Here is a 21,354-nt window from a genome sequence, read left to right as displayed (position 1 = left end):
GATTGAATTTAAGGAAAATCTTTTTTAATTTCTTCGTAAACGAAGAGGTCTTAGACCCAATTAATCAATTATCAATTATCAATTATTAATTATCCATTGATAATTTAGACAGGGCGGGTTTAGTGACATCTGGGTGAAAACCTTCCCGTTAATGGTGAAACCCGCCCCTACACATAGACGGGTCATGGCGCGTCTGTACATGGCTCCCCCGGCTCTTTGTTCTAAGAAACCACCTCATCAGTGTTATTCGACCTGGGAGGTAACGTGCAACAATTAATATCATTCAAACAAACTTTACCCCACTGCAACGCCCAACGCACCAGTGCGACCCGATTATCGGTGTGGGTTTTCTGCAAAATATTACTAATATGATTATCGACAGTACGCTTACTGATTTCCAGATCTTGGGCAATCTCCTGATTGGTTAAACCAGCGGCGACCAGTTCTACAATCTGTAATTCGCGGTCTGAGAGAGAAACTGACTTATCCGACTTGCCACCAGCCATAGGTATTTTGCCCTTGGTACATTTACTTATGCCTTTTTAATTCTAACGAACTCTGGGATACCTACACGCCATAAATCATCATGGTTTGAGAGATTTTTTTTAACTAGGGGTAAAGCCTCTGGTAGTCTGAGGGAAAGGTTGAGGTATATATTGCCGTGACTAATCCCCGTGTTCTGTGCCTCGGTGAAATTTTATTTGATCGCCTAGCCAATCAGGTGGGGCGACCCCTGGAACAAGTCGAATCCTGGACGCCTTACCCTGGGGGAGCGCCAGCGAATGTGGCTTGTGCGTTAGTTAAGTTGGGTACCCCTGCGGGTTTTATCGGATCTGTGGGAGTCGATGAGCCAGGAAACCAGCTTATCCGATTATTAGAGGATGTGGGAGTGGATAGTAGTGGTGTTCAGCGTCATCCCACTGCACCAACCCGACAGGTTTACGTGCTGCGAAAAGAAACAGGCGATCGCGAATTTGCTGGATTTGGTGATTTCGACACATCCCAATTTGCCGACGCCTTCCTTGATGCTTCTAAGTTACCCGAATCCTTATTTGAGGGGGCTGATTATTTAGTTTTGGGTACCCTAGAGTTAGCCTATCCCAAAACCCGACAAGGGATTTACAAAGCCCTGGATCTTGCCGATCGCTATGATGTCAAAGTATTGGTGGATATTAATTGGCGTCCCATGTTTTGGTCAGATCCTACTCAAGCAAAACCACTGATTGAGGAATTTGTCAAGCAGATCGATTTTCTCAAAATAGCCAAAGAAGAAGCCGAGTTATTCTTTGGTACCTCAGATGCGGGGGCGATTACCCATCGTCTAGATTCAGTGGAAGGAGTTTTGGTCACTAATGGGGAGCAAGATATAACCTACTGTCTCGGTGAACAGGAAAGCACATTCTCACCTTTTACCATGAATGTGCAAGACACCACAGGGGCGGGTGATGGTTTTGTCGCGGGCTTTGTTCACCAACTTTGTCAAAACGGATTAAAATGTCTAGCGACGCCAGAGTCAGCACGAGATGTGGTCAAATACGCCAGTGCGGTTGGGGGACTGACGAGTCTAAAACCTGGTGCGATCGCGGCTCAACCAACTGCAGCCGAGGTGGAAGCGTTTTTGCAGGATAAGGATTAATCTACTTATTGAAAGAAGGGGATAGAACCACAGAGGCACAGAGGCACAGAGAACACAGAGGAATCTTTGTGTCTTCTGTGTGGGTTTATGTGTGTTTAGGTTCCTGAGCGCTCCCGATGATTCAACTGATTTTCCTGCGATCGCTTCTTGCGTTCGGCGTATTCATTAAAGTTCACGACTTGAGAATCAGAGGTGGGTATATCATCGTTAGGGTTGGCTCTAGAAACCTCTGATGGAATGGTTTGATTAATCGTCGTAAAGTTCTGAATCGGAGGAGCTTCAACTTTATGATACGTTACCCCACGAAATCGATAGGTTTGGACTAATGGTGGCTGAGGTTGTCGTGGCTGAGAATAACGGATAGATTGACCCCTATGATAGTGGGTGACAACGTTATCCTGATTGAAGTTACTCCCTTGGATCACCATTGTCAACTTTCCGTTAACCATAGTTATTATTTTCCGTTTTAATAACTCTTTCAATGTGTCCCAATTTTCCTGGGGATGCTCTCTCAGCCAAGAGTCCACAACTTTCAGCGCAGGGACAGGAGGCAGATTAAATTGCATCAAAAGAATAGCGAGAACTTTTCCTTCAGTTGTCATTTTTTTTAGGGGGTGAGAAAGCAAGGAGTTGGGAAAGCAGATACAGCTTGGAGGAGTGATCTAGATTCTGGACAAAAAACCTTGATGCTAATTCTCCATTTTGTTAAGAAAGTTATCTATAATTGTCTTCGGGATCAAGATGCTACTGCCTCAGCCATTTCTTTTAACTTTTTTCAGCCATTTGCTGTATTGACACTCATGTCATTATCCCCACAAGAGCAATCCATGAGACACCTAATCGCCAATAAAATTGCAGCGACACCGAATCGGCGTATTTCATTTGCCGAATATATGAATTTAGTCCTCTATCATCCCGAACAGGGATATTATGCTACAGGTGCGGTCAATATTGGCTCTGAAGGAGACTTTTTTACCTCATCCCATCTGGGTAATGATTTTGGTGAGTTGCTGGCGGAACAGTTTGCCCAAATGTGGGATATCTTAGAACACCCAAAACCATTTACGTTGGTGGAAATGGGGGCGGGTCAAGGATTGGTTGCGGCTGATGTTTTAAGTTATTTATATCGACAGTATCCGGACTGTTTTACGGCGTTAGACTATATCATTGTCGAAAAAGCGGCGGGATTGATTACTCAACAGCAGCAAGTTTTAAACCAGTTGAACTTACCTGGTTTACCGTTACGCTGGTGTACTTTTGATCAGATATCAGAGAATTCAATTACGGGTTGTTGTTTTTCTAATGAACTCGTGGATGCATTTCCCGTGCATCAAGTTGTGCTGGAGAAGGGACAGCTTCAGGAAGTTTATGTGACAACAGTAACGACAGAAGCCGATGGGATTAATTTTGGGGAAGTCACCGATGAGATTTCCACACCTGAGTTAAAGGAGTATTTTCAGTGGATGGGAGTTGATTTATATTCGGGGGCGTATCCAGAAGGTTATCGGAGTGAGGTGAATTTAGCAGCGTTAGATTGGATGAAGACGATTGCCGATAAGCTAAAACAAGGGTTTTTGCTGACAATTGATTATGGTTATTCTACCGATCGCTATTATTTACCCGCACGACATCAGGGGACATTAAAATGCTACTATCGTCACCGCCATCATGATAATCCTTATGTGTATATTGGACAACAAGATATTACCGCTCATGTGAATTTTACGGCTTTAGAACGGCAAGGAGAATTGTCTGGATTGCAAACCGTGGGATTGACGAAACAAGGATTATTTTTAATGGCATTAGGATTAGGCGATCGCATCTCGGCACTGTCAGGATCAGAAAGCCGCCAGGGAGACGCGATCGCGGGGGCGCAGGATGTGATCCGAATTATGCGGCGTCGGGATGCATTACATCAACTGATTGACCCCACGGGATTGGGGGGGTTTACTGTGCTGGTGCAGGGTAAGGGGTTGAGTCAGGAAAAGGCGCGATCGCTTAAGGGATTAACTATTCCGCCAATGGCTTAATTTGTTGTATGTTATTTGTCAAAAGATGTAGGGGCGGGTTTAGGGACAATTGTAGGGGCGGGTTTAGGGACAATTGTAGGGGCGGGTTTAGGGACTAAATTCAGATATTCACCGATAACGGAACAACTTGCACCCGCCCTCCTCACCAATAACGGAACAACTTGCACCCGCCCTCCCCACCAATAACGGAACAACAAAACTCACCCTAATCCCCACCTAAATTTATCAATTAACCTCAAACCCGACAACAAAATCCACCTGATTTTAAACCGCGATCGCACGCCAAAGATGTAGGAAAGATGGGGGATTGAGGTGATCGGTGATAGGGTGGAGCAGGGCGGGTTTTGTAGAAAGGTTATGGGTTTGTCTGTTAATTTTGACCCTAAACCCGCCCCTACATTAGATTCACTGCCCCGATATCAGATTTATATATTAACCTGAAACCGGATAATAAAACCCACCTTATTCTTAACTGTGATCGCATCCTAAAAATGTCGGGTATGAACATTTTTAACATTTCCTATTACAGCCGACATGCTTTATGTCCAGGCATAATATGCTACGTTAAAATGAAATCGAAATATTAGACAAATGACCGATGACCAATAACCATTAAGTCACAAAACCCCCTTAGAACTGGGAATCATTTCAGCGCGACGGGGATCAATTTCTGTTGCCATACGGACTGATCGCGCAAATGCTTTAAATGTGGCTTCAATAATATGATGAGAATTAATTCCATCCAGTTGGCGGATGTGCAACGTCATTTGGCTGTGGTTCACCAATGCGACAAAGAATTCCCGCACCAGTTGCGTATCATAGGTACCAACCCGTTGAGTCGGAATCTCCAAGCCATAGCTTAAATGAGGACGCCCCGAAAAATCCAGTGCCACTTGGACTAATGCCTCATCCAAGGGTGCGATAAAATGACCAAAGCGGACAATCCCTTTGCGATCGCCTAATGCCTGAGCAAACGCCTGTCCCAATGTAATGCCAACGTCTTCATTGGTATGGTGATCGTCAATTTCGATATCACCGCTTGCTTTCACATCTAAATCAATTAACCCATGAGAGGATAGCTGATGCAACATGTGATCCAAAAATGGGATACCTGTGTCAGCACGACAGGTTCCTGTACCATCGAAATTCAGGCTAACCTGTACATCAGTTTCACCCGTGGTACGTCTGACGGTTGCTGTCCGGGCGGAGAATAGAGGATGCTGAGACTCTTTACTAATACCTGTGCGATCGCTGGTTTGCATAGTCGCTTCTGACAAGGGAGAACACCGTCTATTATTGTCTCACACCCAATTGCCATTCACTCATGTCTCTGTTTCCCTATCTCCCCCATCTTTCTTGTCTCCACATCTTCCCTTAGTTACTAATCAGATTCTCCCAACCATGCTACAGTAACCCTAGACACTGGCAATAACGCCAACTTAATGAGAAGGAGAACACAACCATGCCAGATACTCAGGGTTTAGTCCAGGCATTTGGTGAAGTCCATGATAATCCCATCCTACTGGAGCAAGGTGTAACTGCTCCCGTTTGTGAAGGGCTAAATATTGCATTGGCAAGCTTCCAAGCACTCTATTTGCAATACCAAAAACATCACTTTGTTGTACAAGGCGCCGAATTTTATTCCTTGCACGACTTCTTTCAAGAAAGCTATGAACAAGCACAGGGACATGTCCACGCTTTGGGAGAACGACTCAATGGGCTAGGTGGAGTTCCCGCCGCTAGTTTTAGCACCCTGGCGCAACTCTGTTGCTTCTCTCCAGAAGCCGATGGCATTTTTTCATCGCGTCAGATGATCGAGAATGACTTGGCAGCCGAGCAAGCTATAATCCAGTTAATTCGGCGTCAGGCATCACAAGCGGAAAGTTTAGGCGATCGCGCCACCCGCTATTTGTATGAACAAATCCTTTTGAAAACTGAGGAACGGGCGTATCATTTGAACCATTTCCTCGCACCGGATAGTTTAACGTTAGGTTTTGTTAAAAAAAGCTAGTCGTTAAGTAGAGACGCGATATATCGCGTCTCTATCTTCATTTATCTATTTAATAATTTGTGTATCTGGCGGTAATGTTGTTGCATTTGAAACTTTCTTAAAAACCGTCGCATTATTAAATTCTTCAGGTCGTTCTTCTCCCGGATTCGTTCCCGCAATTTGTACAAGCATTTGACCCTCCGGAGTCATCTCAAAAATCGTCATTACAGTCGCCCCCTGCGCCAAGTCAATATTCAAACCCATCGGCTTAGTGCTTGATTCTACCTGGTAACGCATTTCTAACGCCCGTTGTGGTTCATCCGCAAAGGGTGGGGCAGTCATGAAGAGTTTGCCGTCTGGCGTCAAAATCCAGGTGATCATTTGACCGGGTGTCATTTCCCCTTGCCATGTACCCACCACATCGTCAGCAGCGACGTTTTTAGTGGATGCGATCGCAACTTCAGCAACGGCGGGTGAGAGGAATGAATGAGAACGGATGGTTAACCCTAGGGTACTCAGGACGCCCAAACACAGACTAGAAGCGAGAAGGCGACGGGGAGTAACAAAAGAAGAACTCATAAATGTGCTGTTGAAACTAGGGCTATCCTAGCATTACTCAGGGGTGCAGGGGTGCAGGGGTGATGGGGAAGATGGGGAAGATGGGGAAGGTGAGGGAGATGGGGTTGTAGAGACTCCTCCGGTGGAACGTCTGGGAGATGGGGAAGATGGGGGAGAAGATTCTCAATCAACAATCAACAATCAACAAAATGGCATTTCAAGGAAGTTGCAACTGGGCTTGGGCATTGAAAAATTGATGATAAATACCCTGAGTCACCAAGATTGTCGTAGTCAGGTTAGTTGTCGCAATCATAAACATGACTAAAATTTGGTAAGATGCCGCATTCAATGGGTCAATGCCACTCAGAAGTTGACCTGTAATAATTCCTGGTAACGTCACAATCCCCACCACCATCATTTGATTCAGGGTAGGAATTAATCCGGCGCGGATAGCATCTTTGCGGTATCCCGCCACGGCTTGTTGCGGGGTAGCGCCTAAACTCAGGTGCGTTTCAATTTCCAAACGACTACTGGTAATCGTACTCACCAAGCGTTCACCCGCGATCGCAGATCCATTCATGGCATTGCCCAAAACAATACCACCCAAGGGAATCAGATACTGAGGCTGATACCAGGTTTCCGGTTGAATAATCAGTAGATTGGTATAAATCAACGTTAAGGCACTACAGAAGAAAATCGAACCGAATACTACCCAGAATAGTCGGGGAATTTTTTTGCCAATCCGGTTACGGGCGGTAATCGCCGCAATCGTTAGCATTACCAGAAAAACGCCTAAAACTGCCAAAGGATTATCTAAGGCAAAGACAATCCCCAGAAAAAACCCCACGACTAAAAGCTGTATCACCGTTCGCCCTGTCGCGATCGCTAACGATAACTCCAAACCTAACCCTTGCCAACTGGATAAACCAATCGCGATCGCCATCATGCCCAATCCCCAAACTAAATCAATGGGGTCAAGTTGAATAAAAGAGTCCACGCCTAGGCTATATCTCCTGTATCACCACCGCCATCATGCACAATAACTATACCAACGCCTAAAAAGCAACCATTCAACAACTCAAAACTTTTGTTCCCGAATCCCTTACCCAGTCTATCAGCCATCCTTAGAAGGGAACTCCTACACTGATAACGGGGAGCATGTTGGATTAGAGTATTCTAAGCTAGCATTTGCAGGAAGAGTAGGAAAACGAGTGTGGAGAATCAAATAGTCGATTTAGTCACTGGCGGTTTAGCGATCGCTATCTTAGCAGGGGGTCTACTGATGCTGTTCAAGGGAATCTTCGCCTTTAAAGATCAAGACAAGCAATAAACATCGCTTATGCCAAAGAAACCCCCCCTAGATTGACAGAAGCTAGTGAGGGTAAAGCCGGGGGATGAGGCTGCATTCTAATTGAGTTTATCCCCCTTAACGAATAGCCTGAACGCCCGATGTTGGTTTTCATGTTGGCGTTAATGTGTAACGTTTCTGGAAAATGTCTTTTTCTGAATTCACTCGCCTCAAATGGTTGCCTGTGATTTGGTATTAAGGTGAGCCATCAAACTCTTTATCAAATAGCGCTTCGATAAAGGCAAAACAGCCGACTAAGTAAGCCATCAAAATCATTAGTTCTAACATAGTCACAATCTCCTTGATTTACTGACTTCAGTTTTAGGTTATTTGTTCTACACTCTCATCTTCCTTTAGTATGGGGATAGATGCCGTGCGATCGATCTATGAAATTGGTGATTTGTTTGGCTGCAAAGAGGTGATGGTGAGCAAGAATCCATGTGATCAAAGTCCGCACGGGTTACATTAAAGGACACAATGTAGCTCATTCACAGGAATAAGACGTATGTCACGTCTGTTAAAAAGTAAAACAACCCTCGCCATTACTCGTTTCCAGGTTCCACCTGGAAATGCCCCTTGAGCGGCTCCAGCCGCTATTCACCTCCAGGCAGAGCCTGCCAAGGAGCATTCCTAGGCAGAGCCTAGGAACGAGAGCAGTAGAGACGTTGCATGCAACGTCTCTACAATGTTTCATACTTTACTCGTTAATGTGCCAATTTCTTGGAAGATTGGCATCAGTAAATCCACATCCAGTAAAAATACAGTAATCGGTGCTTTGTCTTGGGGAATGACGGCTACATGACTGGCAACTTCTAGGGTATCTGCTCGCCGATAGGATTCGGGAAGTAGGCGAATGGCTGATAAGGGTATTTCCATTAAAATGGGTGTGTCAGTTACCGGAATTCCATATAAGTCACCTGTCGTGTTTCTAACCACAATTAAATACCCGCCAGTGCCCGATTCCTGAATCGGGCTTTGCTTAAAAAATCGCCAATACAAGTCTACAACCGTTACTTCGCGATCGCCTAAATGAGCAACGCCGACATGATTGAGCCCACTACTGTAGATTTGTGTGTGATCTACGACTTTATAGACTGACTCAATGCGTAAGGCTAGGTGCAGATTCCCCATGCTGAAAACAATGAATTTTAGAGACGGGGTAACTTGTCTAGATTGGGATAAATCAGTATCGTTGGGTTGAAATTGAGTAACTAATGTTGTCATTTGTCATTCGTCCTTTGTCAAAACACTGATTTCACAGATTTATTGGAGAGAGTGGGTAGGGAAGTGAGAGGTTAGTTACACTGATTACATCGAGAAATTGGTTTTCTATCATTTGTCATTCGTCCTATGTCATTTATCGAAAAATTATTGCACTCTATCGGGGCGGGTTTAATGATATCAGAGTGACAACCTTGCCGTTAGGGGTAAAACCCGCCCCGACAAAAGACGTTCCAATTGTTTCCCCATTTCCTCCATCTTCCCCTGCTCCCCCTGCTCCCAGACGCTTCAAAAGCGCGTCTCTACATGCTCCCCCTGCTCCTGATAACTGATAACTCTCACCCCCTCAAGAGGGTTGCAATTGCGGCTGTTGTGACTTATTCTGGGTCAAAATTTGTTCGATCGCACCCAAAAATTCTTGCTCTAGATAGGGTTTGGTAAAGTACGCATTTGCCCCTAAATGCCGTGCTAACCAGCGATGTTTATCGTTACTGCGGGAGGTTAACATAACCACGGGAACCTGGGAAATCTGGGGATCTTGGCGACGTTGACCGAGAAATTCAAACCCGTTCATGTTGGGCATTTCAATATCACACACGACTAAATCAACGGCAGAACTTTGCCGCAATTGTTCTAGTGCTTCCCGCCCATCTCGTGCTTGCAATACCCGACATCCGGCTCGTTCTAAGGTGAGTGCTAGTGTCCGCCGTAATGCTACCGCATCATCCACCACTAACACGGTGGGGGCTTTCGCTGTTTGAGCTTTTGTCTCATTCTTGTGAGCAGAACGGGACTCCGTAATACTCACAAGAGTGCGGTTGTTGGATGTGATCGAGATTGACTGGCTACTTTGACCCAAAAGCTGATCCATTAAGACTGCACCGTCAATCACTGGGATTAAACTGCCGTCCCCTAAAATAGTACAACCGTAAGTAAAACTAGGCGGCGCGATCGCACTGCCAAAGGGTTTAATCACTAATTCCTGTTCTGTCACTAGACGATCGATTTCTAGGGCGAGAACATAGTGATCTTGACGCAAAACCAGCATCGGCAACGCCCAATCCGTCGGTGATGGAACCGACACTAAGGCTTGACTAGGACAGGTTTCGGGTAAGGGACAAGCATAGTCCAATAAATCCGTTAACCGATAGGTGGGGACAATTTGACCGCGCCAGCGTAAAAAACGCTGTTCTCCGGTGGTTTTCACCTGATTGCCTTTGGGAATGACAATTTCTTCTACACTGTCTGAGGGTAAAGCCAAGGCGGTGGAACCGACGAAACAGACGAGTAATTTACCAATGGTTAGGGTTAAAGGCAGACGTAAGGTAAACGTTGTCCCCACTCCAGGGGATGAATGAACCGAAATCGTCCCTTTTAAGGAACGCATCTGCGATCGCACCACATCCAATCCTACACCTCGCCCCGACAGTTCGCTCACTTGTTCCGCCGTGGAAAATCCGGGTTCAAACAGGAATTCAAATAATCGATTCGGCGTCAGCGTCGCCAATTGTTCCGGTGACACAAATCCCATAGCAACCGCCTGCTGAGTGATGCGTTCAGTATTCAATCCCTGACCATCATCTTTGACCTCAATAATAGTTTGACTTCCTTGGTGATAGGCGCGAATTTCAATTTGCCCGACTTCCGATTTCCCCTGCTGACGCCTTACCTCTGGCGATTCAATCCCATGGTCAAAGGCGTTGCGAAGTAAATGCATTAGCGGATCATAGAGTTTTTCTAATGCCGCTTTATCTACCAGAACATTCGTCCCATTCAGTTTCAAATTAACGGATTTTTCATACCGAGTAGACAAATCTCGGATTACACGGGGATAACGGTTGAGAACCTCACCCAAAGGCAACATCCGCGCCCACATCAACTCATCTCGTAAACTGGTCAGCATTTGCCGTTGCTGTTCCAGGGTTTGATCCGATTGCTTGGCAAATAGGGCTACATCATCCACCGATTCTTCTACCTGCACCATATTTTCAATGAGCTGTTGCAGTCGGGAGTTGAGGATACTATAGTTATCTAATTCCAGGGAATCAAACTCTTCGGTGCGACTGACGAATTCACTCAATTGATTGAGCAGGGCGATGTTGATCTGGGGGTTATAGCTCTCAGGTGAAATCAGCATCTTGTCCGAGAGTTCCCGCAAATGACTCACCATGGTTTGCACTCGGCTAAATCGCTCTAATAACTCTCGTACCGATCTTTGCAGTTGTTGGTGTTGCAGGGATAAGCCATTCCGGTTAATCGCTAACTCACCCACCAAGTTATTCATGCGTTCGAGTCGTTCGGAGTCAACCCGCACGGATAGGTGAGGTGTCGCCGTTTCTTTAGGGATTTTCCGGGATACCGATTGAGGTTCTTGTTTCTCTGATGTGGGTTGAGCAGATGGATGAGTGGTAGAGAGTTCCTTAGAACCGGGTTTTGAGTAAACGAGGCTACTGGAGGTAAGGGCTGGCGTCGCGTCATCACTCGCCCTTGGTACAGGCAATTCCTCAACCGCAGGTAATTCTTCAAACACTTGCCCAATGGATGCGATCGCGTCTTCCAGGCTTTCTGGAGCAGGCAAACTTAGACTCGATGCCGATACTGCTGTTAATTCTTCCTCCTGTTCTCTTTCTGCTTCTGCTTCCTGGCTTCTTTCTGTTTCTATCTCACCAAAAACATCCTCTAACGAAGGAACAGCCTCTTCTAAATCGGCTAAAAGCGGTTCAGCATCAGTATCCAAAGACGAAGAAGACAGCGATTCGTCGGATGCTGGGAAACCTAACCCCCCAGCCCCCTTCGGTGAAGAAAAATCTTCGTCCTCTGTCATCCCCCCTTCGAGGGGGGAACGAGGGGGGTGGGAAGAGGTAGTCTGACTCCCCTCTCCTTTGAGGGGAGGGGTGTCAATACTGCTCGGATAAGCTTCCCCCAGAAGGGCGGGTTTAGTTAAGTTATCGGTTTGGCGCCATAAGTTATCCGTCAAACCCGCCCCTACAGCCCCTGCTTCAAGAGCTTCAGACACACCCGCTAACGCCATTAACTGAGGCGATGGCTTACCACCTTGGCTGCGATCGCCATTTAACACCGCCAGTCTGCCTGCGTCAAAATCGGCAAGGGCGAGTTGAGTAATCTCTAACGCCTTGTCTGGGTGGGCATTTAGCGCCGTAATTGCCGTGTTTGCGATCGCGCCAAATCCGGGTAGATTCAAAAGTTCGGCAAAACCCGCAAATACATCCGCTTGCGCCCGTAACTCTCCCGCCACCGGATGGTTTTCTGGATCTGCCACCACCTGAGACAGTAATTCCAATCCTTGTTCCACATCCACTTCAAAGATGGATAATGCCATATCCACCCCTAATTCTGACGAACTTGGAATAAAATTATCTGCCTGAGTTAACGCATCACCTAACCGTGCTTCAATCTGCTCAAAAATCGGTTCAGCAATGGCTAACGCTTGCTCTTGATCAAACTGATTTGTGGCAATCTGCTCCATCAACGGTAGACGCAAACAGTCATAAGCTTGCAGCAATTGACTCTCTAAGTCTGTATCAATTTCAACCGTTTTGTCATAGAGTGCCTTAAAAATATTTTCCAGGCGATGAGCTATAGTCTTAATCGCATCCAATTCTACACTCGCCGCACCTCCTTTTAATGAATGAGCGGATCGCATAATTCCATGAACATTTGCCGTGCTACGATCCAGGCGAATTTTAAGCAAACCGGCTTCAATATTCTGGAGAAGTTCCGGTGCTTCTTCAATAAAGAATTGATAGGCTTGATCGCGAATATCGGGGTTGAGTGCCATTTGTCCTTCGTCCTTTGTTCTTTGTTCTCCCCCCTCGCAGGGGGGAATGAGGGGGGTCAACTTCTACTTGAATAGGACTTACGCTTTCTTGACGGCACAGGCGCTACCTGTAGGGGCACGGCACTGCCGTGCCCCTACCATAAATGGCATTTGTGCGTAAGTCCTGTTAAAGTCAATTGCTTCTTGGGTTTGGGTGAAGCATTTGGGAAGAAGCATTGATGTGACAGTGACAACAGATAGTCCCCCAAATGCTTCACCCCTACAACCCTACAACCCTACAACCCTAACCACAAATGACCAATGACCAATGACCAATGACTAATTCAACTTAAACTGACCTACGTCAGATTGTAGGGTTTGTGCCACTTTTCGGAGTTGTTCAAACGAGGACGAAACAAAACCCGCTTCTTCTGAGGTTCGGGCAGCAATTTGAGCCACATTCGTCATCGTTTGGGTCACATCTTCGGAGGCTTTGGATTGGATCACTGTAGCTTCGGCAATAGCTTCAACTAATTGGTTAATCTGGTTAGAAGCCGTGGCAATTTTGTTCAGAGAAGCACGAGTTTCGTCCACTAATTTTGTACCCGTAACTACCTGTTCTGTACCTGCTTCCATCGCTGCAACCACTTCATTCGTTTCCCCTTGAATCGCCGCCACCAGTTTTTCAATTTCCGCTGTCGCTTCTGCTGATTGCCGTGCCAAGGCACGTACTTCGTCTGCAACCACCGCAAACCCTCGTCCCTCTTCCCCAGCGCGGGCTGCCTCAATCGAAGCGTTCAGCGCTAGCAGGTTGGTTTGGGCGGCAAAGGTGCTAATCAGGTTAACAACCGTGGAAATCTTTTGTGACGATTCACCCAAGTGCTTGACCTTTTTCGCTGTTTCTGCTACCGTTTCACGAATAGCCAGAATCCCTTCAACCGTCCGGTTCATGTTGTTGTCACCTTCTGCCACTGTCTGAGACGCTTCACGCACCGCCAATTCTGCTTGTTCAGCGTGGGAAGCAACCATGCGTACCGTTTCTGCCATTTCTTGGGCGCGGCTGAGGGCGCTGGAAATTTGCTCGGCTTGGCGCAAGGCTTCGTGGGATAGGGATTGAACCGCAACTTCGTTACTGCTCGTGGTTGTCGCCACCTGGGTTGCCGCGTCTTGCACCTGTTCAACAATCTTGCGTAAGTTTCCAACAGTAGCGTTATAGGAGTCAGCGATTGTACCGATTTCATCCGCTGTTACTCGCGCCCGAATGGTTAAGTCACCTTTACTAATCGGGTCTACTTCCTTCAGGAGTTCTAAAGCGCGTTTTTGCAAGCCTTCTTTCAATTCCCGTTGTTCTTGCGCCAGTTTGTCCGTGGTTTCCAGCAGCATTACTCGGTCGATTACCAGTCCGATTTGACCCCCTAACTGTTTGAAGAAGTTGACTTCTGCCGTTTGCCATTCACGGGGAACCGAACATTGGTGCGCCATGATCAAACCATAAGGCTCACCTTCATGGAGAATCGGCACTTCTAAGTTAGCTTTAACACCCAGACGTGCCATTAACTTCTGTTGTTCAGGGGCAAGATCCGTTTCAAAGACATGATTGGTGGCAACAACGCGGGCGTCTTTATACACCTTGCGTCGCTCCTCAGACAGAGTGAGTTCTTCAATCTTGTCATTGAGGCTACGGGGCCAACCCATTGCCACAGATTCAGCCGCCACATAGCTACTGCCATCGGGGTTAAAGCGGAAAATCATCACCCGTTCAGCATTGAGGATTTTACGGGTTTCCTCAACCGCTTTCTGGAATAGATCCCGGATTTCCTGGGATTTCAAGGTGCGAGAACCTGTAATATCTGCCAGTAAGCGGGCTTGTTCTGCGGCAAGTTCTTGTTCTTGGATAAATACCTCTAACTGAGCCGCCATATCATTGATGTTGGCACCCAGAGTCGCCAGTTCGTCATCCCCTTTAACCGATAAGCGAGTATCCAAGTCACCTTGACCAATTTTTGCCACCGCACCCGCTGCATCCACAATTGGTCGAGTTGCGGTGTTGGCGACAAAAGCCGCGATCGCACCTACCATTAACGCGGCACCACCTGTCCCTAATCCCAGAGTCCAGAGCATGTTCCGTTGCGGTGCAAACGCCACCTCAGTGGGACGAACAACAATTAACGCCCATTTCAGGTTATACCGTTCAGCTAAGTCTTCTGTAGGGGAGTAGGTGATCACGTCTTCCCGTCCAGTTCGTTTTTCAACAATGGTGAGGACGTTTTCCAGGTTTTCTTGGATTTTACTGTACATGGTGGGAAATTTTTCCTCGAATGTTTGACCCACATCATTAGGATCGTCTGCAGCTACCACGTCACCTGATGAATCAATTAAGTGAAATTCTTGTTGTCGGTCTTTGGTTACACCGAAAAGTTCATTTATGTTTTCCATCGGCGCACGAGAACGAACGATGGCAATGGTTTTTCCTGTTACTGTATCCTTAATCGGCGCTGCCACAAAAAGACTGAACTTTTTACTAAACTCAGAAACCCGTGGTTCCTGGATGAAGACGCGATCGCTTTTCAAGACTTCTTGGAAATAGTCTTGGTCAGAGTGATTTTTGAGAATTTCTCCACCCGATTCCGATTGAGCGATAACATTGCCCTGGAGATCAAATACAGCAACACTGTCGTAAACTTCGTACAGTCTCTCATAGTTGTTGAGCAGACGTTCCTTTTCTTCCTGGGACATAACCTCCCGAATTTCGGGATTATTGAATGCTGACTGTTCAGCCATCGCTTGAATGTCACTGTAGCGCTCCGTCATGAACGCAGCTAACTTGTCTTCCAAGTCAAACGTGTTTGTTTGTTCGTTACTCACAACTTGCTTATACATCCCGCTACTGGCTGTGAAGTAGGATGTTGCTCCAATTGCCAACAGGGGTAATGTCCCAATCGCTAGCGCCAGAGCAATGGCTTTGCTTCGCAGACTTGACCCGAACCCGCTAAGGGTGGAGCGCTGTTCTGACGGTTTTCCCATTGCCTCGAGTGAGGCTAATTTGGGTAGGGACTGATCTGAAGCCGCAGGCATCCGATAAGGCATCGATGGGGGATAGTCACTCGAATAGGTTTGAGCCTCAATCGGTAGATTTTGCGAGTGGGAACCACGACCATTAGTATCGTGATGGGAATTCGGTTTGGGAGAAAGTCTAGTCATGGATCAGAACCTTTAATACAAAATACGGAGGGGTTGGCAAATTGCTCAAAACTGGACTTATGAGACTTCATTTCCTACGGTTTGCCACCGTGCCTCTTTCCATTGGCAGGGGTTCTACGATAGGATATGGAATCTGATAAGCCTTTTCTCAGAACTCTGACTTCGATTACAAGCTAGGTAGTCGTATTCAATACTCAAACAACAACGAATTGATAGCGCAAAGGTAGAACACCCTGATTTGTAATTGATGAGTTAGAGTGAAAACCTTGAAAACTACTTCTTATTTGTTAAGTTACCTCTTAAACAGATTGCTTTGGCATCGATGCAATAATCGCTTTGCCATCAATAATCACTAGCATTTCACCATTATTTTTCAACCAGTACCCGCGCAAGAATGGCACCAGTTCCGGGGTAACACTAGCAGAGGGAGGAGATTGAATCCAATCGATATTACACCATTCAATATCTTCAACTCGGTTAACCACCAGTCCTAACATTTCACTGTTGCCATGGGTGGAGTTTGATGGTTTGGTTGTGGCTTGCAACACAATAGCTGTATAAGCTGAACCACTAGCAGCTTGTTGATACCACGGCGTAAGTCCAACTAAATGACCTAAATCAACCATCCATAAGACTTCACCCCGCCAATTGTAAGCCCCCATTACCCAAGCTGGCATTTGAAAAATCGGGACAATTTGACCTCTGGGAATCGTCAATACTTCAGTCAGTTGGTGAATGGGTAATAAGGCGGTGGTATCCGGTAACAAATGAAACCGCAAAAACTGTTCATTTTCCTGGGTAGAAGAACCCGATAATTGTTCTTGCTTTGGGATAGTGGGTAAGGAACTATTTGAGCTGAGTAAGATGTTGGACATTGACATTCTCTACAACTTAGGTAGTGTGAGGAGCTTGCTCATGTGCTTCTGCCGGCGAGAAAGATAGTTACGCTTTGCGTAGGCTTCGCAAACGCACTACTTTTGCCAAAATGAGTGCGCCCACGTTCTATAGTTGATCAGCTTCTAATCAACTGTTTCACTGTGCGTAAAAGTTCTGCCTGATCAATTGGTTTACCAATGTAGGCATCAGCCCCTTGTTTCATCCCCCAAAATTTATCCATTTCGCCACTTTTAGTTGAGCAAATAATCACCGGAATGCTTTTGGTATGAGCGGCATCTTTAATATCTCGGCAAACCTCAAATCCACTCCGACCTGGTAAAACAACATCCAGAACAATTACATCAGGTTTTTGAGTGCTAAGTTTGCTCAGTGCTTCTTCACCACTATCAGCCGTTACAACCTTGATTCCTTCTGCCTGTAAGCAGCGAGTAATGACTTGTAAATCTGTCAAGCAATCTTCAACAACTAAAGCAGTCCCCATAGTATTGACCTCATGAAAAAAAGAATGGAAGGTGGTTAGTCTAGATTAATCATTAGATTTTGGATTTTCTTTCGGTACATCTCAGGATTCACTTAAACTCAATCCAGTAATGACCAATCTAGACTCAATAATCATTAAGCCTATCTCATCGTCAGTTGTTTGACGGTACGCAGCAATTCCTCTTGATCAACGGGTTTAGAAATATAAGCATCAGCCCCTTGTTTCATGCCCCAAAATTTATCCATCTCGCCGCTTTTGGTCGAGCAAATCACGATCGGAATTTTGCTGGTATCAGCAGCAGCTTTTAAATCACGACAGATTTCAAATCCACTCATACCAGGAAGTACAACGTCTAGGACAATGACATCGGGTTTATGGTTGTTTAATTTTTCCAGGGCAGCTTCACCACTGTCAGCCGTCAATACGTTGATGCCTCCTTGCTGTAGGCATTTAATGATGATTTGCATGTCGGTGGCAGAATCTTCAACAACTAGGGCAGTTCCCATGACAGTTACCTCGTGTAAAACAATAATGGATGATTGTGATTGAATACTCATTGTTAGTCAGTGGTTTTCACTAAGGACAAATGACTAAGGACTAACAACAGTCTGCTTAAGATGCTTGCTAATAACATTGAGTACAGTCCCGGCATCAATGGGTTTATTCAAGAAATCTGATGCGCCGACTAATTTGGCTCGAACTCGATCGACAATGCCATCTTTTCCGGTCAAAATCACAATCGGTGTATTTTGGAATGCTTGCAATTTGCGTAATTTGGCGCAAATCTCATAACCATTGGTATTTGGCATTACCAAATCGAGAAAGATTACATCAGGTTTACGAGCAATTAAAAGCGCGATCGCACGCAAGCCATCGTCGATGACTAGAGCTCGATAACCACTGGCGGTGAGTAGTTTTTCCATGGTGTGGCAAACCAAGGGACTGTCATCTACACAAGCAATTAGTGGCTGGATAGATTGTGTGGTGGTGGCTGGAGGTTCTGAACTCCCTTGCTTCACCGGATTCGGTAAATCAGGGATAGAAATCAACTCCACCAATCCCCAGCGAATATAAGGCAACAGAGAACGAGTCACTTGCAAGACATCCCGCTTCATCTGCACCGCCACATCCCGCAATGTATGTTTCCCGTCTAAAAGTTTGCTCAGGAGTTGGTAAACTGCATCTGAAGTACGGGCTTGCAAGGCTTGTGGTTGTTTAATAATTGGTGCAAAGTTAGGAGAATAGTCCGCCACCAAATCGTGATGCCAAGCTTGCCATTGCTGATTAGCCTGTGCGATCGCAGCTTCTACATCAATGACCGGAAGTTGGGTTGTAATGGTATTATCTTGTTTGATTTGGTAGGTGGTTTGCTGAGCGTGGGCAATATCAAACAAGACTTCTGTAATTACCGATTGAATTAGGTGAGTCGCCTGTTCATCTGTGATTTTCTGTTGCTTTGCCCATAAAATCAACAGGTAATATTGCCAACAGGTTTTACAGTCGGCTTGATTAAATCCGGTTAAATCACGCTGTATGGCTAAGCGATCTGCCTTTAAATGAGGGCTATGGGCGGCGACATTTCTCAGCCACCTTCTCACTGGATGAGTTCCACCGGTGGCATACATCAGATGACCTTGGCATAGAAAAAACAACCATTTTTGATTGTCTGGACTCGTCAATATCAGATGACCGCTAAAGCGAATCCGTTTTAATGTTTGAATAAATTGAACTTGTTTAGACGCAGTAAACAAGCTAAAAGAAACATTCGGGTTGAGGACTTTAACGGTCATGACGACACCATATTTATGACGAGTTAATGGATCTAATACTGCTCTGCTACACCCTATTCACTATTTCTACTTATCCTGATTCATGGCTATTTAATTAATAGCACTTTGAATAGGTTGTTGTGGGCAAAGATCTAATAGTTTTATAAAAACTTTTTTCCTTTTGCAATAGAGGAAAATCGTCATACATTATTTTTATGTATTACGCCTATTTATTTACTTTGGTAGTTAGATATTCTTTAATGTAATTATGTCCATAATTAATAGATTTATCCTAGAATTACTTCGTATTAAATCGTATGACGTTTTGGGGAAAACAAGATAAAACGAGAGGGAAGTGGCAAAATACAAATGTAAACTTTTGTCTAGTGTATGACAACGATTGCAAAGATTCGATGAAGCGATGAACCCAATCCTGACGAGCCAATCACCTTGGCGTTTAATTCCCCCTCTGTGCCTCCCCGGACAGCTTCAGATGGCAATTGACCAATGGCTTTTGGCAAAGCAGCAGGAGTGCAAGGTTGTAGGGGCGGGTTTTACAGATAACTTGGGCGAGAAAACTGATAACTTGGCTAAACCCGCCCTTGTCGGGAACCAGGGGGGCAAAGATGCTGGGGAGAGTTTGCCGCTTTGTACTCGGAATTCTCCAGTGCTGCGGTTTTACACTTGGGAATCCGCCACAATTTCCCTAGGATATCATCAATGTCGTTGGTCTCCGGCTTGGCAAAATCTGACCTGGAAGGGAAAACCGATTCCCTTAGTTCGACGCCCGACGGGAGGACGCGCTGTGCTACACCAAGGTGATTTAACGTATATGGTGGTGACTACAGGACTCAGCAATAAGCGCCTTGAGGCATATCAGCAGATTTGTGAATTTTTGATTCAGGGATGGCGATCGCTCGGTGTCGATTTGCACTATGGTAAGGCGGGACGAGATTATCGCCACAATCCCAATTGTTTTGCCACGGCTACTGGTGCAGATTTGGTCACAACTGAGGGGTATAAACTGATTGGCAGCGCTCAGTTACGACGCAGCAATGCTATATTGCAACATGGTTCGATGCGCTTAGAGCCAGATGCTCAGTTATTTACTCAGGTGTTTGGTGAACCTTCTGCTGTAAATTTACCTCTGACTCAGCGAGGGGATGATTTAAGGCAAACGGTGATAGAAGCGCTGACGCAAGCCGCAGCAGATTGTTTTGGTGTGGAGTTTGTTGTACAACCGTTATCGGATCTGGAGTGGCAAGAAATTTTAGCTACATATCCGGGGCGGGTTTAGTCGCATCCCTTGTGAGGTAAGTAAACGATAATAGTAAAACCCGCCCCTACACAGGCGCCATGATAGATAAAGCGAAAAAAAGATGACAGACAAATGGTTAATCGAAACTGGCAGCAATTTGCCTTACTTTTAATTGATGTGCAACAGGATTTCTGGAATCCGGAATTAGAGCAAGCGTTTCCAGATTTCCAGTCAAATATTGCTCGTCTGCTGTGCTTCTGTCGTCAAGAGGGACTAGAGGTGGTGCATCTGCGGGAAGTTTTTAACCCCGATGGTTCAGATTGGTTACCACGGTATCGTTTGCGGGGACGTGCGATTTGTGTGCGGGGAACGCCGGGAGCCGAGGTGTTAAGTGTGGCGGCGGCGCAATCTGGAGAAATGGTTATGGAAAAGCAAACCCAAGATGGGTTCCATCATCCTCCGTTGCTGGATTATCTGCGCTCTACGGGGAAAAGATTTGTCCTGACAGCGGGATTGGTGACATCAGTTTGTGTCTTGTTAACCGCCGCTTCCGCCTCTCAGTTTGGATTCTTGGTTACTGTGATTTCTGATTGCTGCGCCGATTATCCCGAATCTCACGCGATCGCACTCCGTCGTTACCAAGGCTTTATGCTTGGGTTAGCCCGTCTTGACGAACTCCCAAAACGGTGGGAAGAGTGGGTGGCACAAATTGAGCAGTTAGCTTGACAGCAGGGATGCGGGGGATTGCTTCTGAGTTGCGATCGCCTTCTGATACCATGTCCGTCTCAACAATTATCATTTCCTTCTACCTAGCCACCTTGCTCCTTACCTTCTGCCATCTGCCTTATAAATTGCCAAAACTTCACAAATTTCTGTATCAAATACTACTCTTAGGGGAGCATTTCTGCTTTTGTTCGTGGTATTTTTGAAGTAGGGGTTATACCTCAAGTGAAGCCAAAGGAATGTTTACCTTCACCAACCTTGCCCTAAAAGGGACAAGGATTGACCAAGCCAGTTTGGACAACGTAAGCGGTGAATAGCTCGGTTTGAGCCTAGTTCTGGCACAGACTTGGGAATACTTCCCTAGTTCGGACTAGCCTCTAAGCCTAATTGGTTAGGCGTTGGGTAATGCCAAGACATCTTGGACTGGGTGGGCGAAGGGACTTATTACAGGGTTTGCTGGTTCC

20 protein-coding genes are annotated in these 21,354 nt (G+C 45.9%); 6 read left to right on the top strand and 14 right to left on the bottom strand.

What is annotated here, in order from left to right:
* Positions 1-221: 221 nt before the first annotated feature.
* Positions 222-506 carry a photosynthetic electron transport-dependent transcriptional regulator PedR gene (gene pedR, locus RLO19_RS11400; protein WP_446356443.1) on the bottom strand — a complete coding sequence of 95 codons (285 nt, stop codon included), beginning with the start codon at positions 504-506 and terminating at the stop codon, positions 222-224.
* A 155-nt stretch (positions 507-661) separates the two neighbouring features.
* Between pedR and RLO19_RS11395 the strand changes: the two genes are divergently transcribed.
* Positions 662-1,636 (top strand): carbohydrate kinase family protein, encoded by a 975-nt coding sequence (locus RLO19_RS11395; RefSeq protein WP_446356442.1) that lies wholly within the window; start codon positions 662-664, stop codon positions 1,634-1,636.
* Between the two features lie 95 nt (positions 1,637-1,731).
* On the opposite strand, the gene RLO19_RS11390 is transcribed toward RLO19_RS11395, so the two are convergent.
* Entirely contained in the window at positions 1,732-2,238 is a 507-nt protein-coding gene (locus RLO19_RS11390) for a hypothetical protein (RefSeq protein ID WP_446356440.1), read from the bottom strand.
* Between the two features lie 198 nt (positions 2,239-2,436).
* Here RLO19_RS11390 and RLO19_RS11385 point away from each other — a divergent pair, with 198 nt between their 5' ends.
* Both RLO19_RS11385 and RLO19_RS11380 read left to right on the top strand, forming a co-directional pair.
* Positions 2,437-3,666, top strand: coding sequence for a class I SAM-dependent methyltransferase (locus RLO19_RS11385; RefSeq protein WP_446356459.1), 1,230 nt, complete (start codon positions 2,437-2,439; stop codon positions 3,664-3,666).
* Positions 3,667-3,681: 15 nt separating this feature from the next.
* The gene (locus RLO19_RS11380; RefSeq protein WP_446356438.1) at positions 3,682-3,852 is read left to right on the top strand and encodes a glycine zipper family protein; all 171 of its coding nucleotides are present in this window, start codon (positions 3,682-3,684) and stop codon (positions 3,850-3,852) included.
* Positions 3,853-4,283: 431 nt separating this feature from the next.
* Here the strand turns inward: RLO19_RS11380 and hisB are convergent, their stop codons facing one another.
* On the bottom strand, positions 4,284-4,928 hold the full coding sequence (gene hisB / locus RLO19_RS11375) for an imidazoleglycerol-phosphate dehydratase HisB (RefSeq protein ID WP_446356457.1): 645 nt from the start codon (positions 4,926-4,928) through the stop codon (positions 4,284-4,286).
* 200 nt (positions 4,929-5,128) lie between these two features.
* Between hisB and RLO19_RS11370 the strand changes: the two genes are divergently transcribed.
* Positions 5,129-5,677 carry a Dps family protein gene (locus tag RLO19_RS11370; protein WP_446356436.1) on the top strand — a complete coding sequence of 183 codons (549 nt, stop codon included), beginning with the start codon at positions 5,129-5,131 and terminating at the stop codon, positions 5,675-5,677.
* Positions 5,678-5,722: 45 nt separating this feature from the next.
* Here the strand turns inward: RLO19_RS11370 and RLO19_RS11365 are convergent, their stop codons facing one another.
* The 11 genes from RLO19_RS11365 to RLO19_RS11315 form a co-directional block, all read right to left on the bottom strand.
* Positions 5,723-6,235, bottom strand: coding sequence for a hypothetical protein (locus RLO19_RS11365; protein WP_446356434.1), 513 nt, complete (start codon positions 6,233-6,235; stop codon positions 5,723-5,725).
* A 196-nt stretch (positions 6,236-6,431) separates the two neighbouring features.
* Complete coding sequence (locus RLO19_RS11360) at positions 6,432-7,211, bottom strand: ABC transporter permease (protein ID WP_446334580.1); 780 nt, start codon at positions 7,209-7,211, stop codon at positions 6,432-6,434.
* Between the two features lie 2 nt (positions 7,212-7,213).
* Complete coding sequence (locus RLO19_RS11355; RefSeq protein ID WP_446356432.1) at positions 7,214-7,336, bottom strand: hypothetical protein; 123 nt, start codon at positions 7,334-7,336, stop codon at positions 7,214-7,216.
* 916 nt (positions 7,337-8,252) lie between these two features.
* Complete coding sequence (locus RLO19_RS11350) at positions 8,253-8,786, bottom strand: chemotaxis protein CheW (protein ID WP_446356430.1); 534 nt, start codon at positions 8,784-8,786, stop codon at positions 8,253-8,255.
* 154 nt (positions 8,787-8,940) lie between these two features.
* Positions 8,941-9,075 carry a hypothetical protein gene (locus RLO19_RS11345; RefSeq protein WP_446356428.1) on the bottom strand — a complete coding sequence of 45 codons (135 nt, stop codon included), beginning with the start codon at positions 9,073-9,075 and terminating at the stop codon, positions 8,941-8,943.
* Between the two features lie 54 nt (positions 9,076-9,129).
* On the bottom strand, positions 9,130-12,582 hold the full coding sequence (locus RLO19_RS11340; RefSeq protein ID WP_446356426.1) for a response regulator: 3,453 nt from the start codon (positions 12,580-12,582) through the stop codon (positions 9,130-9,132).
* Between the two features lie 318 nt (positions 12,583-12,900).
* Positions 12,901-15,762: a methyl-accepting chemotaxis protein gene (locus RLO19_RS11335; protein ID WP_446356424.1), complete on the bottom strand. Its 2,862-nt coding sequence runs from the start codon at positions 15,760-15,762 to the stop codon at positions 12,901-12,903.
* A gap of 299 nt (positions 15,763-16,061) precedes the next feature.
* The gene (locus RLO19_RS11330; protein ID WP_446356422.1) at positions 16,062-16,637 is read right to left on the bottom strand and encodes a chemotaxis protein CheW; all 576 of its coding nucleotides are present in this window, start codon (positions 16,635-16,637) and stop codon (positions 16,062-16,064) included.
* Between the two features lie 137 nt (positions 16,638-16,774).
* Positions 16,775-17,140 carry a response regulator transcription factor gene (locus RLO19_RS11325; RefSeq protein WP_446356420.1) on the bottom strand — a complete coding sequence of 122 codons (366 nt, stop codon included), beginning with the start codon at positions 17,138-17,140 and terminating at the stop codon, positions 16,775-16,777.
* Between the two features lie 140 nt (positions 17,141-17,280).
* Positions 17,281-17,646 carry a response regulator transcription factor gene (locus RLO19_RS11320; RefSeq protein WP_446356455.1) on the bottom strand — a complete coding sequence of 122 codons (366 nt, stop codon included), beginning with the start codon at positions 17,644-17,646 and terminating at the stop codon, positions 17,281-17,283.
* A gap of 84 nt (positions 17,647-17,730) precedes the next feature.
* On the bottom strand, positions 17,731-18,930 hold the full coding sequence (locus RLO19_RS11315; protein WP_446356419.1) for a response regulator: 1,200 nt from the start codon (positions 18,928-18,930) through the stop codon (positions 17,731-17,733).
* A gap of 400 nt (positions 18,931-19,330) precedes the next feature.
* Between RLO19_RS11315 and RLO19_RS11310 the strand changes: the two genes are divergently transcribed.
* Both RLO19_RS11310 and RLO19_RS11305 read left to right on the top strand, forming a co-directional pair.
* Complete coding sequence (locus RLO19_RS11310; protein ID WP_446356453.1) at positions 19,331-20,206, top strand: lipoyl protein ligase domain-containing protein; 876 nt, start codon at positions 19,331-19,333, stop codon at positions 20,204-20,206.
* A gap of 93 nt (positions 20,207-20,299) precedes the next feature.
* Positions 20,300-20,893 (top strand): cysteine hydrolase family protein, encoded by a 594-nt coding sequence (locus tag RLO19_RS11305; RefSeq protein WP_446356418.1) that lies wholly within the window; start codon positions 20,300-20,302, stop codon positions 20,891-20,893.
* Positions 20,894-21,354 lie beyond the last annotated feature (461 nt).

Origin of the sequence: Coleofasciculus sp. G2-EDA-02 (genome assembly GCF_040226375.1) — a bacterium.
In the GTDB taxonomy this organism is placed as follows: domain Bacteria; phylum Cyanobacteriota; class Cyanobacteriia; order Cyanobacteriales; family Coleofasciculaceae; genus Coleofasciculus.
The sequence above is the reverse complement of the archived record's forward strand: the minus strand, read 5'-3'. Positions and strand labels throughout refer to the sequence as shown.

Excerpts from the sequence above, each read along its gene's own strand:
- pedR (WP_446356443.1), bottom strand. The coding sequence starts at position 506 with ATGGCTGGTGGCAAGTCGGATAAGTCAGTTTCTCTCTCAGACCGCGAA.
- RLO19_RS11390 (WP_446356440.1), bottom strand. The coding sequence starts at position 2,238 with ATGACAACTGAAGGAAAAGTTCTCGCTATTCTTTTGATGCAATTTAAT.
- RLO19_RS11385 (WP_446356459.1), top strand. The coding sequence starts at position 2,437 with ATGTCATTATCCCCACAAGAGCAATCCATGAGACACCTAATCGCCAAT.
- hisB (WP_446356457.1), bottom strand. The coding sequence starts at position 4,928 with ATGCAAACCAGCGATCGCACAGGTATTAGTAAAGAGTCTCAGCATCCT.
- RLO19_RS11370 (WP_446356436.1), top strand. The coding sequence starts at position 5,129 with ATGCCAGATACTCAGGGTTTAGTCCAGGCATTTGGTGAAGTCCATGAT.
- RLO19_RS11365 (WP_446356434.1), bottom strand. The coding sequence starts at position 6,235 with ATGAGTTCTTCTTTTGTTACTCCCCGTCGCCTTCTCGCTTCTAGTCTG.
- RLO19_RS11355 (WP_446356432.1), bottom strand. The coding sequence starts at position 7,336 with ATGGCTGATAGACTGGGTAAGGGATTCGGGAACAAAAGTTTTGAGTTG.
- RLO19_RS11350 (WP_446356430.1), bottom strand. The coding sequence starts at position 8,786 with ATGACAACATTAGTTACTCAATTTCAACCCAACGATACTGATTTATCC.
- RLO19_RS11340 (WP_446356426.1), bottom strand. The coding sequence starts at position 12,582 with ATGGCACTCAACCCCGATATTCGCGATCAAGCCTATCAATTCTTTATT.
- RLO19_RS11335 (WP_446356424.1), bottom strand. The coding sequence starts at position 15,762 with ATGACTAGACTTTCTCCCAAACCGAATTCCCATCACGATACTAATGGT.
- RLO19_RS11330 (WP_446356422.1), bottom strand. The coding sequence starts at position 16,637 with ATGTCCAACATCTTACTCAGCTCAAATAGTTCCTTACCCACTATCCCA.
- RLO19_RS11325 (WP_446356420.1), bottom strand. The coding sequence starts at position 17,140 with ATGGGGACTGCTTTAGTTGTTGAAGATTGCTTGACAGATTTACAAGTC.
- RLO19_RS11320 (WP_446356455.1), bottom strand. The coding sequence starts at position 17,646 with ATGGGAACTGCCCTAGTTGTTGAAGATTCTGCCACCGACATGCAAATC.
- RLO19_RS11315 (WP_446356419.1), bottom strand. The coding sequence starts at position 18,930 with ATGACCGTTAAAGTCCTCAACCCGAATGTTTCTTTTAGCTTGTTTACT.
- RLO19_RS11310 (WP_446356453.1), top strand. The coding sequence starts at position 19,331 with ATGAACCCAATCCTGACGAGCCAATCACCTTGGCGTTTAATTCCCCCT.
- RLO19_RS11305 (WP_446356418.1), top strand. The coding sequence starts at position 20,300 with ATGGTTAATCGAAACTGGCAGCAATTTGCCTTACTTTTAATTGATGTG.